Source organism: Paenibacillus sp. 598K (assembly GCF_003851045.1).
GTDB lineage: Bacteria > Bacillota > Bacilli > Paenibacillales > Paenibacillaceae > Paenibacillus_D.
This window is the reverse complement of record NZ_BFBX01000010.1, coordinates 61,378-75,329: the sequence shown is the minus strand read 5'-3', so window position 1 is coordinate 75,329 and position 13,952 is coordinate 61,378. Positions and strand designations below refer to the sequence as shown.

11 protein-coding genes are annotated in these 13,952 nt (G+C 53.2%); 1 reads left to right on the top strand and 10 read right to left on the bottom strand.

Annotation, left to right across the window (positions count from 1 at the left end; genetic code table 11):
* The 3 genes from PA598K_RS03795 to PA598K_RS03785 all read right to left on the bottom strand — a co-directional run bounded on the left by PA598K_RS03795 (position 1) and on the right by PA598K_RS03785 (position 2,787).
* Positions 1-1,446 carry a HAMP domain-containing sensor histidine kinase gene (locus PA598K_RS03795; protein WP_128655575.1) on the bottom strand — a complete coding sequence of 482 codons (1,446 nt, stop codon included), beginning with the start codon at positions 1,444-1,446 and terminating at the stop codon, positions 1-3.
* A complete protein-coding gene (locus PA598K_RS03790; RefSeq protein WP_128655574.1) occupies positions 1,443-2,150 on the bottom strand; it encodes a response regulator transcription factor in 708 nt (235 codons plus the stop codon). The genes PA598K_RS03795 and PA598K_RS03790 overlap by 4 nt, the downstream gene beginning before the upstream one ends.
* Positions 2,151-2,313: 163 nt before the next feature.
* A complete protein-coding gene (locus tag PA598K_RS03785; protein WP_128655573.1) occupies positions 2,314-2,787 on the bottom strand; it encodes a MarR family transcriptional regulator in 474 nt (157 codons plus the stop codon).
* A gap of 208 nt (positions 2,788-2,995) precedes the next feature.
* Here PA598K_RS03785 and PA598K_RS03780 point away from each other — a divergent pair, with 208 nt between their 5' ends.
* Complete coding sequence (locus tag PA598K_RS03780) at positions 2,996-4,021, top strand: nitroreductase family protein (RefSeq protein ID WP_128655572.1); 1,026 nt, start codon at positions 2,996-2,998, stop codon at positions 4,019-4,021.
* Between the two features lie 59 nt (positions 4,022-4,080).
* Here PA598K_RS03780 and PA598K_RS03775 read toward each other — a convergent pair whose 3' ends face one another.
* The 7 genes from PA598K_RS03775 to PA598K_RS03745 all read right to left on the bottom strand — a co-directional run.
* Positions 4,081-4,737 carry a FusB/FusC family EF-G-binding protein gene (locus PA598K_RS03775; RefSeq protein WP_128655571.1) on the bottom strand — a complete coding sequence of 219 codons (657 nt, stop codon included), beginning with the start codon at positions 4,735-4,737 and terminating at the stop codon, positions 4,081-4,083.
* A gap of 312 nt (positions 4,738-5,049) precedes the next feature.
* A complete protein-coding gene (locus tag PA598K_RS03770) occupies positions 5,050-5,484 on the bottom strand; it encodes a hypothetical protein (protein ID WP_128655570.1) in 435 nt (144 codons plus the stop codon).
* 1 nt (position 5,485) lies between these two features.
* Positions 5,486-5,686 (bottom strand): helix-turn-helix transcriptional regulator, encoded by a 201-nt coding sequence (locus tag PA598K_RS03765; protein WP_128655569.1) that lies wholly within the window; start codon positions 5,684-5,686, stop codon positions 5,486-5,488.
* Positions 5,687-5,977: 291 nt separating this feature from the next.
* Positions 5,978-6,442, bottom strand: coding sequence for a copper amine oxidase N-terminal domain-containing protein (locus PA598K_RS03760; protein ID WP_128655568.1), 465 nt, complete (start codon positions 6,440-6,442; stop codon positions 5,978-5,980).
* 75 nt (positions 6,443-6,517) lie between these two features.
* Positions 6,518-7,588 (bottom strand): YrpD family protein, encoded by a 1,071-nt coding sequence (locus tag PA598K_RS03755; protein ID WP_128655567.1) that lies wholly within the window; start codon positions 7,586-7,588, stop codon positions 6,518-6,520.
* Between the two features lie 334 nt (positions 7,589-7,922).
* A complete protein-coding gene (locus PA598K_RS03750; protein ID WP_128655566.1) occupies positions 7,923-8,882 on the bottom strand; it encodes a tRNA dihydrouridine synthase in 960 nt (319 codons plus the stop codon).
* 90 nt (positions 8,883-8,972) lie between these two features.
* A partial coding sequence (locus PA598K_RS03745) for a glycosyl hydrolase family 28-related protein (protein WP_305779281.1) occupies positions 8,973-13,952 on the bottom strand: 4,980 nt, incomplete at its 5' end.

Here is a 13,952-nt window from a genome sequence, read left to right as displayed (position 1 = left end):
TCAGCCCTCCTCGGACAACACCAGCCGAAAGATGACGCCGCTCTCTTCATTGCGCACCTCGATCCGGGCACCGTAGCTGGTTAATATTTGCCGGACGATGGAAAGACCTAGCCCGAACTCCCCTCTGGCGCCTGTACGATACGGATCGAACAATCCCTTCAGCAGCGCCTCTTCCAGCTGCGGTCCGTCATTGCGAATGTCAATGCTACGCTTCAGGGAATCGCCATCCGATGCTGTAATGGAGATCTGTTGACGAGCATAGCGAATTTGATTGTCCAGCAAATTTTCAAACACGACCTTCCATTGGTCGACATTGCCATAGATGCGCCAAGCGGGCGGTTCAACGATCCAATGTATCTCTGGCCGACGCAAACGGAGTCGCTCCACCGTGTCATGCACCACATGATCAACCTCAAACCATTGGTGGGGAACCTCGCGCGAGGCCACGTATTGCAGCCTGCTAAGCGATAACAACGCCTGAACCCGCTCCATCAGTCGGTCCGTTTCCTGGAGGATGGTGTCTACGCTCCCTTGCAATGATCCTCTTGGGTATATGCCATCGACGATCGACTGCGTATAGTTGCGAATAATCATCACCGGTGTTTTTAATTCATGCGATATATTTTGCAGCACCACTTGCTGCGTCTCGTCCTGACGCCTCAGCCTCTCGCGCATCTCGTCAAAAGCTTGGGACAACCTGCCGATCTCATCTCTTCGTCCCGACTCAAACGGTTCGTCCCAATTGCCCTCCGACAGCCGTTTGACCTGACGCTCCATCCGGGTGAGCGGACGGGATAAATATCGGGCGAGCCAGATGCAAGGAACCGAGCTGAGCAGCAATACGACGATCTGGAGCAAAAGCAAATTGCGAAGCATCGCTCGAACCATCTCATTGCGATATTCAGACCATGCGTAGGAGATCAGCACAGCAGCATCGGGATTCACAGGCTTCTTGATCGAGTAAAAAAGGGTATGTCCCTCCACCTGGAACGAGCCCGCCTCCACCTCCTTGACCTGCTCCGCGGCCTCCTGCTTCAGTCGCTGTGTTAATGGATCGGACAAGCTCCGATCGCGGTTCATAAACACCACCTCTCCATCCGCCAATACGAGATGTCCGATCGAAGGTCCCCCCATATATCCGGTCGGCTGGACATCCTCAAATCGGCCAGGCGCGCTGTCGTCCCCCGACGCCGCTTGATCTGATGGATCAGGCATTGCGATCTCCAGCCCGCCATCTTCTCTGAGCTTGATGCGCCCCCCTTCCTGGTCCAAAATGTCGGACACGAAATGCAACTGCTGCTGGGCATTCCGAATCATCGCATAGGTTTGCTCCGTGAAAAAGCTCTTGAGCAAATAGGGGAGAATCAAGGCCGCCATCAGGAATATGCACAGCAATAGAGAGGCGAAGACGAACCAGATTTTCATTGCCAATGGCCAATGCTTCATCCTTTTGCCAACCTGTAACCAAGGCCATAGAGGGTTTCCAAGCGCAGCTCGGGCATTTTTTTGCGCAATCGCCAAATGAGATCGTCTACCACACGATCCGAGCCGAAGTAATCCCGACTCCACACTTGATTTAAGATGTGGTCGCGTTGGACGACTCGCCCGGCATGCGATACAAAATAGAGCAGCAGATCAAACTCTCTGGACGTCAGCGCCACTTCGAGTCCCGAACGATCCTTCACCATGCGGGCTTGCCTGTCGATTGCATAGGGCGGATAGTCGAACCGGTCAACAGACGAAGCCGTTAACTGAGGTTGAGATTGAGATTGAGGTTGAGACGCTTTTCCATACACGCGCTCCATCAGCTTGCGGACACGAATGATGAGCTCGCGTGTCTGGAACGGCTTGGCCAAGTAGTCATCGCTGCCCAGCTCCAAACCGTTAATCCGATCCAGATCGGAATCCCTTGCAGAGATAAAGATGACCGGGATGGACTCGTTTGCGCTTCGAATCTCTCGGATCAGCTGATAACCGTCCATTCCAGGCAGCATAATATCGAGTATCCACAGGTCAGGCTCTTGCGCAATCGCAGCTCTGGCCGAATCACCGTCCATAAAGGGAACCACTTCCCAGCCCTCCCGCTGCAAATAGGAGCAGATAAGCTGATTTAAACTGACTTCGTCCTCTACCAGATAGATGGTATACATGATGATCTCCCCTTAATGTGGGTTCATAAACAACTTACCACATCAATTTAGCAGAAATATCTTAGAATGATTTGAAATTATCTGACGCAGGGCATAACGTCTGAAACAAAAATAAAAGCCCGTCTGAAAACACGAGGTTTTCGGACGGGCTTTTCGCGGTCGGTCATAATTTGCTTTCTTCAATCATCACTTGAAAAAACTTCAGCGTAGCCTGAATCTCTGATTCGGTCAAATTGCTCATGGCCGCTACGAATCGCTCTTCAAACATTTCGTGCATCGCCACATGCAAATCATAAATCTTTTGGCCCTTCGGGGTGAGCGAAAAAAAGACTTCTTTTTTATTGTCCACCATCTGGCTTCGTTTGATGTACCCCTCTTGCAGCAGCTTATGGCTAATCTTGGAGATGCTGGCTTTGGACAAATTCATTTTCTCGGCAATCGTCGTATTGTTAATCGGTTCATGGGCGCCGATGCAGTCCAGCACATGTACGCTTGTCAAATTGCTCGGAATCGCGGTCACGCCATGTAGCTCTGCCAATTCCGTAAACTGGCTACTCTCTGCGGCAAATACTTGCTCGCTTAGATGTGTAAAGTGAAGAAAACGCTCGTACAGCGCACGCTTTAACCCCTCAGACATGATGTAACCTCCCCTTACCTTACAAAAACAAATGACCTTCGCCAGTCAGACCTCTTATTGTTCACTTGTAAATCATTTTATCACCCAAAACTATCCCGGTCAACTATGTAATGCTTGATATAAAAAGAAGTTGACAACAATATCACTTGTATAATATAGTTTCCTCGTTAACAATAATCATAAAGGTTGCTGCAAAGGAGGTCCGACTGTGAATCTTGTCCAAACGATCACGGAGCGCCGAAGCGTTCGCAAGTTTAAAGCTGAGCCTGTCCAAGTGGAATGGATGAACGCCTTGCTCCAGCAAGCTGCAAGCTTGTGGACATCCGAGACGCCGTCCCATTGGCGTTGCCTTTATTATGACTCCATGGAGGCGCGCGAAAGACTGGCAGAGAGTATGATCGCCAAGGTAACAGGCAGCCAGTGGGGAAAATTGATTCCGTCGAAAGTAACAGGGATGCTCACCAAAACCGTGCTTAATACGCCGGCTCTTCTCGTTTTTATTGCGGAGGATGCAGCCAATGAGCGACAGCGCGACGAGAACTATGCCGCCGTCTGCAGCATCATGCACAACCTTCAATTAGTTGGCTGGCAACACGGATTGGGAATGCTTTGGTACACAGAGCCTTTCATGAGCAATCCGTCCCTTTTTAATGAAATTGGCCTAAAATCAGGGGAACGGTTTGCCGGGATTTTAAATATTGGTTATTTTGATAAATCGCCCAAAGCCCGAAAAAGAACGCCTGCAGAGCAGAACTGGACGGAGCTCGCAGCAACGGCGAAGCCGACTCAAGCTGCCAAGGGCCATTATGTAGCTTCCAAGGACGTCCTGGAAGCCTTAAACATTGCTGTTTGGGCGCCAAATGACGGCATGCGCGAGCCCTGGCGTTTTATCTATGTCACCGATCATGAAGCAGTCGCGCGGCTCCACCCGTCTCCTGTCAATGCCTCACCCTCCTTCCTTGTCGTTGCGGCCAAAAAAGAAGCCGACCCGCACAAGCAAGAGGAGGATTATGCTGCAATTTGTTGTTTGATTCAGAACTTCCAACTCGTCGCTGCTGATAAAGGCTGGTCTGCTCGCCGCACCATCCCGGAATGGATCTATGAACGACAGCTGCCTATCCCTCTTCCGATCGATCCGCAAGAGCGAATCGTTGCTGTGTTGGAAATTGGGACCTCGGCGCAAGCCTCTCGTACAGCCGCCGCTTCATCGACTGTGAATGTCTTGCGTCTTTAATAGGGCAATAACCAAAAAAGCACCCCGGCAGTTTCCTGCCAGGATGCGTGCACATGTAATTATGAAATGCCTGTTACTTCTCGAAGGAACTTCTCCAGAATGGCGATGTCCGTAATGTTGTTGTTGCAAGCCTGGCTGTCGGAGCATACATAATTGCCGATGGCCCTATAATAATCGGGTGAAGCCTTGGCAGGCTTCGTTTTCGTAACCGCCGAGATGAGCACAAGCTGTTCGTGACGGTTGCACAAGAAGCATACTCCCTTGTTCATCGGGGTAAATCTGCCTTCGATGCCAACCAATCGACCGTTCAATGGATAGACAAAAAACATTTTATTGGTGGCAATATCGGACCAGCCAAGATAAGTGGTGCGCCGAGCGTCCACCTTGGTCAGGTCAGGAAGCTTCAGTTTTTTGATTTTGGGAAAAAGCTTATTGAGCTGTTGTGCCGTCACTTGCCCAAAGTCCGTCAAGTAAGGCTCCAACCCCTTCACATATGGCTGGACTTCCTCCGCCGTCCGCATGGTCGACATCGGATCGAGCAATTGTTTTTGATCGGATGTGGCTTCAGGGAATGTGGCCAACACTTTATCATGCGCGCTGTACTGAACCGATTCGATGACTTTCGGATCGGCTGCGTGTTGGTAAGCTTGCCGCAGCAGAGCGGCTTGTTTTTGAATCACGTTGAATTGATGGTTTCTAATGAATGGTATCACCATTGCTTTCAGCCCCTTATTATTTATGATGAAAAATAAGGTGCAAAGCCCATTATTAGAAACGATATAAGCTATTTACGGGCGATCAAACGTTCGATCCTCTCCGCCCACGCAAAGTATCGCCCCTATTCAGGCTTTGCATGAGCTGTGCCGAGTCGCGGCAAATTGATTTGCCATATCTACCGACCACCTTTCAGTTCTCATTATAAAAGCAATCGCGTTCAGCCGCAAATCCTTCTTCTGCTACGTCGCGACAGACACCAAAAAAAGGACGACCGTCGGCCTCGCGCCATGCGGTCATCCTTTTGCAATCCACTACATCCTCTTCGCATAATGATTGGCCATAAACATCCCTAGACCGATCTGGAACACAAACACTCCGCTAAGCACCGTGACCACGATAGGCTCGACCTGCATCAAGCTAAAGCAAACTGTCACCGCCAACAGGAGGTAAAAAATAATCTGATTCGTTTTCCAGCCAGCCTTTTCATTGATCCGTATCCGCCGTTCGTCCTTCGATTCGATTCGGGCCGCTTTTAGTTTGCCCTCATGTATCGCTCTGTTGCCAGGCTGATTGAGCCACAAAGCATAGACGATGTTGCCGAGCCCAAGCGCGACAAGGACCGAGCCGATCCCGAGGAGCAATCCCGATATCACTTCCATGCTCTCATCTGTGAACAAATATTGACTCGCATATACCGCACAACCGCCCACCAGCATCAACAGCAGCCATTTCCCGATCGTTTTCATCCTAGCTTTCCTCCTCGTAAATGAAAATGTCTTCAATGCTCATCTCGAAATAACGCGCAATCTTAAAGGCAAGCAGGATCGACGGATTATACCTGCCATTTTCAAGCGAGCCAATCGTTTGCCTGGACACCTCCAGCTTATCCGCCAGCTCTTCCTGTTTGATGCCACGCTGCTTCCGTATTTCCTCCAAGCGATTTTTCACTGCATGACCTCCCGAAAATGGAAAGCTTACTTTCCTTAACTATACTACCAAGTTGGCGAAATGTAAAGCTGACTTTCCATTCCTTCGCAAAAAAATCCGCCCTTGATAACAATCGGAGGTTTGTTCTCGGTGAAGATAATCCATCCGAAGTAATAGCATATAACCGAACGAATTGAGCTTCTTTAACTCTTTCACAAAATGAAAAGGCCGTATGCTCAAAGCGAGCTACGGCCTCTTTTTGATAACATTAAGTCTTCGAATTGTCGCCTTTGGTTGGATCTACTTAAGCAGCTATTTTACCGCAAAATCAATCGATATCGTCAAGGTACGTTTGTCAAAATCGACGTTTCCCCCGAAAGCTTCTGCGATAAACCGTAGATTTACATAGAGATGTTGATCTTCCGAAATCACTGGGCTTTGAAGAAGAGCGACATTTTCACCATTTACAGTAGCAATTCTCTTTCCCGCAGTTAAGGTAATCGTCGTTTCATCACTCTTAGCAGTAAGGGTTTTGCTGTTATTATCGAATTGAGGTTCAATATTAAGCGCCTTGAAAAATGCGCGAAACGGAACCAACGTTGAACCGCTTGGCGGAACAACTCCTAACAACTCCTGCTTCTCCCCATTAATAATAATGATTGGTCGATATACGCCATTTGCATCCGGTTCAACAGCACTTGCCAGTGCCGCATGCGAGACGAAAAAAAGAAGACAAAGGCCTAAGATTGATTTGATAAATAAAATCTTTACTTTCATTACTCACCTCTCCTTTGCTTGGAATAATTATAGTTACTACATCCTACAGACGTTCCTGATTGGAATTAAGTTGCGTTAATCAATTTCAATAGTAACTGTATTGCTACTGTCTCTTGTAATTGTTGCATGATCTAACATAGGCGTTGCAAAGTAGGAGGAAGAAACACTTGATTCTCCAACCTTAATGCTTGAAAAAACCCCCTTGTTGTTACCTGTTGTTTGATTCGTTATAATACTCGTAATTAATTTATATGTGTCGATAGCAGGTAAGCTTACGGTTTGATTTGTTTGCATGATTGTTGTCAACGAAGTTTGGTTTTGTGTATTGCAGTTCAAATCTGCACAAAGGGCAGTTCCGGTGAGCTTCATCCTTACATAACCATTATAATTGTAGTAAGTGTAATAATTAACCGTTCCACCTTGAATGTAACCATTTTTATATTGCACTTCGTTATAATTCCCATCTAAACTTGAATTATAAGCAGTTCTAACCCCTCCTGCAGTCTTTACAAAAACAAGAAAAGGCTTCCAGCCTTTTGCCGTCCCCAAGCTTCCTAAATTACTATAATATTGCAACCCCATTTCACCAGAGTAATGCGCTGTACTGGTAGTATAGTCAAATCCACCATAGTTCCAAGAACCAGCATCAGCAGAGCTTGGGAGTTTCAAAAGCGTGCTCATGTAATTTGCATTCTTTAGTGTAATATTCTGTTTTCCGCCAATACCATCTGCAAGAAAGTTAGTACCGACTGCAAGAGGAGATATAGGTAACTCATCCTCATCATTTTCAGTACTCACTGTCACTGGACTGTAATCAGCAATTAAAAGCACAGGGTCAGCGTTTGGAGCTTCTTCATAGACATAGATGTAATCGTCTCCACCTGAAACAAAATTATAAGTCTCATCAGCAGTTTTCTTACTTGTTACATCCTGGTCTTTTTCTTCCTTAATCTCCCTGGATGCATAGTCTACAATATTCGCTAATTCCAATTCTGAGAAAACTCGGGTTTTCCCTATGCGTTCAACTTGAACATTCTCCCCATCAATATTTTTCAATAGCAGCGGTGTTTTGTCACTACTTGCATTTGAAGTTAATGTGGGCACTAACAGCCCAATAACCAATGCAGACAGTAGCGTTTTTTTCATAATTCCCACGATCCTCTCAAATATTTTTGCAATAAATATACCGACCTAATTCATAGAACGAAATAAATCAATACTTATCAAGTATTCCATTATTTCCATTTGAAATAAATAGGTCCAATAAATCATTTCATCCATTGTCGTGACTAAAACAAAATTCGACAAAAAAGGCCCTTGATTTCTCAATTTCCATTAAAAAAGCCTGTTTTTTCGAACTAGGGACTCAATACTAGTACTAATCGCCTTTTTTATAGGCCTAAAATATAATCCAACAAAAAAAGGTGGGTATTCCCACCTTGAAAAGCATGCTTTATGAATATGACGCAATACCTGCCCGTCACTCTACCTGCACAGTCTCAAGCAACGCGCGGGCTTCGTCCGTGGACCTGGCGTTCATCAAGCGGTTGCGCAGCTCTCCCGCGCCGCGGAAGCCGCGCACATAGATCTTGAAGAAGCGAACCAGCGCGCTAAACGAACGCGGGATCTGCAACGCATACTCGTCATGAAGCTGCAGATGCAGCCGCAGCAGGTCGAGGTACTCCTCCTTGCTATGCTCCTTCGGCTCCTGCTCGAACGCGAATGGGTTCTGGAAAATGCCGCGTCCGATCATGATGCCGTCCACCCCGTATTGCTCCGCGAGCTGTAAGCCACTCTGACGGTCCGGGATATCGCCGTTAATGGTCAGCAGCGTATCCGGCGCAACCTCGTCCCGCAGCTTCTTGATCTCCGGAATCAGCTCCCAATGCGCGGCGACCTTGCTCATCTCCTCGCGGGTCCGCAGGTGAATCGACAGATTGGCAATGTCCTGCCTTAGGATATGGGTCAGCCAGTCGCGCCATTCGTCGACCGCCGCGAAGCCAAGCCGCGTCTTCACGCTGACCGGCAGCCCGCCAGCCTTGGCAGCCTGGATGATGTCCGCCGCTGCATCCGGGCGGCAGATGAGGCCGCTGCCCTTGCCATTCTCGGCGACATTGGCGACCGGGCAGCCCATATTGATATCGATGCCACGGAAGCCCTCCTGGGCCATGCCGATGCTCATCTGGCGGAAGTACTCCGGCTTGTCGCCCCAGATATGCGCGACGATCGGCTGTTCGTCCGGCGTGAACGTCAGACGTCCGCGCACGCTTTTATTCCCCTCAGGGTGACAATAGCTCTCCGTATTAGCAAACTCCGTAAAAAACACATCCGGTCTGGCAGCCGCGCTGACGACATGGCGGAACACCACATCGGTCACATCCTCCATCGGGGCCAGTATGAAAAAGGGGCGCGGCAGCCCGCGCCAAAAGTTATCTGTCATCGCTTTGACTCCTCTTAGAAAATCAGACCCTATTGTACCAAACTATAGGCCGGAAGAGAAGTCGTCGCTTTTTTCACCCCAAAACGCCGCTTACCTGCTCACATTCCCATCCTGCGCCACGGTCCCGGAGACGGCGATCCCTCCTTCGGCGGCGCTGCCGGTGATGCTGACGTTGCCTCCGGCATTGTCGACGAGGGCCGTCATCGCGGTGGCAAAATAACTCGTCTGCACCTTAAGGCTCCCGCCAGCGGCCTGGATCGCATGAGTCCCTCCATCGACGAAATGCCCTTGCTGCAGCAGCACGTCGCCGCCGCGAATATCGTAGCCGACCGTCGGGTTCGTCCAGTGGTTGGTGTTGAACAGGCGGATCGGCGCGCTGGCGGAGACGGTATCATCGACGACGACGAAATGGCCATTGTCGTATTGCACAGTCTCCAGATTGACGAACGTCACTCCCTGCTGCGAATCAACAGCGCTGAAGCGCACGCCGTTCCTCGCCCCGTCCGTGCCATGATTGAGCACCGTACCATGGAAGCTGCCAAGGCCCGGCTGCTCGATAAAGCGCATGCCATCGTTGGCTCCGAACACGAACGTTTCGCTGACATGGCCATTCGCGACTGCGCCGAACACAAAGCTCGTCCCGTTCGCCTTCTGCCAAGGCCAGATCTTGGTCAGCGTCTCGCCGCCCGTCGGCGAATTCAGCAACTTCTCGTCGCCTGTCCAGTATGTCGGATTGAAGTGCACATTCTCGACCCAACCCTCAGTCGTCGTATTGCCGACGAACAGACCGGTCTTGAGGCCCGCGCCGGACAGATAATCAATGACATGGCCGTTGTTGTTGTGCGTGCCGAAGTCGACGCCCTGATAAGCATTGGATACGTTCGTATAGATGATCCAGCAATCCGACCCCTGGCTCTGGATCGCCCAAGGATACGCGGTGACGTTGTCAACGTCCTGCTCGGGATACCAGACCAGGATGCCGCGGATGCCCGAGCCTCCTGACACTTGGTCAGAATTCAGCTTGATAAAGGGAGTCCCATCCGCATCTCCGGCATCGCCGACGGCATAGGCGTACAGCACCGTGCCATGGCTCATCGTATGGAACGGCACATCCTGCGCGCCGCGCAGCTCGACGCCCGCCGGCACCTCCAGATGACCGTCTACCCGATATTTGCCTGCTGGCAAGTAGACGGTCCCACCTCCACCGGCGCCCGCATCGTCCAGCGCGGCCTGGATCGCAGCCGTGTCGTCCGTTACGCCGTCAGCAGCAGCCAGATACGGACTGACCGACACATCGTACAGATCGCCCGTACCGGTCCGGGTCGGCTTCGGATGCACAGCGCGGACATACGGCGCGCCGTCGATCGCATCATAGGTGCGCGGCGACTGGTCGATCACGATCTGACTGTTGGCCGGGTTGGCATTGTCGATGACCGCGGTACCGCTGTAATCGTTGCTGAGCAGGCTCGCGGACGATACGCCGCTGTCCAGACAGAGGTGACGGGCTCCGCCAGTCGCGCTCGCGAACTCGCTGCCCTGGACGAGCAGACTGCCCGCAGACGCCTCGATAGCGCAGCCAGCCGCTGACCAACTGTCGAAGCTGCTGTTCACGAAGCTGAGCAAGCCGTCGCCGAGCTGACGGACGGCGCTGCCCGAGCCGCTAAAGGCGGTCTTGTTGAACTGTAGCGCGCTATTCGCGAAGCTCGCAGGCGCCAGCACGGCGACCGGGTCCTCGCCTGCCGTCGCTTCGATCGAGCTGGCGGAGATGAGCCAGCCGATCGGGCTGACGCCCTCGGCATCGACGCCGACACGCGCTCCCTTGATCGTCAAGTTATAGATACTGCCGTTGGATGCGCCGCTGGTATGGATGAACCGGATACCGGTCGCGTACCTGTCAATGGTGATGCCGTTCAGCACCTCCCAGTCGTTGCGGGCGATGACGATGCCGACCGAGTCATGGTCGCCTTGGGTATAGGCAGCGATAGTCGCCGCGCTCGGCGAGCCTGCGAGGCCCGACTCCGCCCAGTAGTCCGGCGAGAAGACAACCTCCTCCACCCGGCCTACATCATATACATAATCCAGATACATCCCCGTCTGCAGCGGCGTGCCGTATACGTCGCGAATATAGTGGAGGCCATTGACGCGCTTGTCCGTCATCATCCCCCGATAGGCATTAACCAATGTCAGGTTCATCGCTGTGCCGGACGACGGCGTCGTCAGATCGATCGTGTACGGGTAAGGCTCCACCTCGTCGATCGTCTGCTCGGGATAATAGATGGACAGGTTGCGCACCCCCGCTGCCGTCCCCATCGTCACGAACGGACGCGCCTGCGCGTCGCCGCGCCCCGGGTAGACCAGCAGCAGCGTGCCGTCCACCGTCTTGTCGGTGTCGGTCGGCTGCTTCCAGTCGCCTCGCAGCGTACAGGAGTTCGGGACGAACAGACTGCCGAGCAGCTTGTATTGTCCATCCGGCGCATAGACGACGCCTCCGCCCGCCTCGGCACAGTCATTGAGCGCATGACGGAAGGCTGCCGTCGCATCCGACATCCCTGTCGGGTCGGCGCCGTAGCGTGGATCGGTGACGTCGAAGCCGGCGATCACGACATCCTGCGCCGGGAAGGCAGTCGTGCGCACCTGCGCCTGCGGCGCATGGACCGGCAGCCCTCCGGTTACGGCGCTCGTCGCAATGCCGCTGCTGTACGCTTCGCCGACGAGGCTTTTATCCGCTGCCTCCGCGAAGAGCGTATACCGCACATTGCCCATTCGGTCGGTGACGACGATGTTTTTGTAGTCGGTGCTGTAGCTCAGTCCGCTCTTGTCGTTTTCGCCGACGAGCAGCAGCTGATCGGCGTGCTTGCGGATCATCGAGAGCGGTACCTTCAGCTTGCGGTGATACCACTGATTGTCCGCATACGCCGACAGATTGGCGGAGCCGCCGTGGCCGCTGATTCCGTTCTGGTCGACCCATCCGGTGTCACGGAAGTTGCCGCCCTCGAGCACCAGCATGTCGAGACCGCCTGCCCCATTGACCGCACCGTCGAGACGGACATCGTATTCGATGTAGTCGCCCGGCTGGAACCTGTAGTCCGGCATCGCCACCTTGTGGTAGACGTACTTATTGCCAGAGCCTGCGGTATTCGTCACCTCCAGCGTCAGCATGCCGGAGCCGGAGCCGCTGTGATACTGGAGCGGCAGCCCCTCCTGCTCGACGAAATAAACCGTGTCCAGCTTCGAGAGGACGGCAGCCGTCTTATCCAGCTCCAGTCGGAAATGATCGATAGCCGATAGGTCAGGCGCACCGACGATATCCGCATCGCTCAGCTTCAAGGCGACGAGATTCCAACCATCGGCAGTCTGACTCAGCACATCGGCCATCTCCCACGTATACGCGTCGGCCGACAGGCTGCCTGCGCTGGAGACCCCGACCTTGCCCGTCGCTCCATCGAGCTGCGAGCGATCCTCGATATAATAGTAGAAGAGCAGCATCCCGGCATCCGGCGCGACCAGTGCATCGAAGGGGATGGCCAATGTTTTCTCGAACTCAATGGCGCCGCTCCCGCTCCGGCTCAGGCTGGCCCGCCCCTCGGCCTGATCTGCCGAGTCGAGCGTCAGGGTGTCCGAGGAGCTCCAGCCCGTCAGCGCATCGGCCCGGTCGAGCACTACGGCGTTCGGATTGAACTGCTCGAAAAATATATGATCCAGTTTGATGACCGGAGACTGCGAGTTGAGGAAAAAAATCCGGAAAAAGTCCAGCTCCTCGAAATCCGGATGCCCCAGCACCACACTGGTCGCATCGAGCTTCAGCGTCACCAGATTCCAGCCATTGCTCAGCTGCGGCAGGACGCGCGAAGCGAAGTCCCAGGAGATCTCGTCGACATCCGGGCCGCCCGAGCTCGACAGCTCCACCTGGCCGTACGTCCCCTCCAGCTTGGACACGTCGTCGACGTAATACCAGAAGTTCAAAGTCCCCTGCTGCATGCTCAACCCCGAATCGACCGGCGTCGAGAAGGTCTTCTGGAACTGCACAGCCTGGCTGCCGCTCATCGACAGACTGGCCGTCCCCTCGCGCTTGTCCGCCGTATCGAGCGTCAGCGGATTGGCCGAGCTCCAGCCGCTCAGCGAGTCGGCCGTATCGAGCGTGACGGCGATCGAGGAGGCGGGCCGCTGCTCGAAGTAGACGTGATCAAGCTTGATCGTCGCCGACTGGGCAGCGTCGAGATAAATGCGGAAGAAATCGATCGCCGCCAGATCGGGGCTGCCCAACACGTCGCTCGTCCCGTCCAGCTTCAGCGTCACGAGGTTCCAGCCGTCGCTCAGCTGCGGCAGCACCCGCGTCGTGAAATCCCAGGAAATCTCATCGACATCATAGCTGCCGGAGCTCGAGATCTCCACCTGTCCGTTCGCCCCGTCCAGTTGGGAGACATCGTCCACATAATACCAGAAGTTCAGCGTTCCGTAGCGCATGGTCGTCCCTGTATCGATCGGAGCGGCCCATGCCTTCTCGAATTGGAGGAGCTGACTGCCCGTCATGGACAGACTGGCCGTCCCCTCCCTCTTGTCGACCGTATCGAGCGTCAGCGGATTGCCGGAGCTCCAGCCGCTCAGCGAGTCGGCCGTATCGAGCGTCACGATCGGCGATGACGGCCCTTCGACCTTTTGCTCGAAATAGACATGATCCATCTTGATGACGGGCGACTGCGCATTAAAAAAGTAAATGCGGAAGAAGTCTATCGCAGCGACATCAGGGTCGCCCAACGTCCCGGAGACATCATCAAACGCCAGTGTGACCAGATTCCAGCCGTTGCTTAGCTGGGGCAGCACCTTGGAGGCAAACTCCCAGTACAACTCGTCGACGTCCGAGCCGCCGGAGCTCGTCAGCTCTACCTGGCCGTATGTACCGTCCAGCTTCGCGACATCGTCCACGTAATACCAGAAGTTCAGCGTGCTGTCTTGCAGCGTCACGCCCGTATCTACCGGCGAGGCGAACGCCTTTTGGAATTGCACGACCTGAGAGCCCGTCATGGACAGACTGGCCGTCCCCTCCCTCTTATCGACCGTATCGAGCGTCAG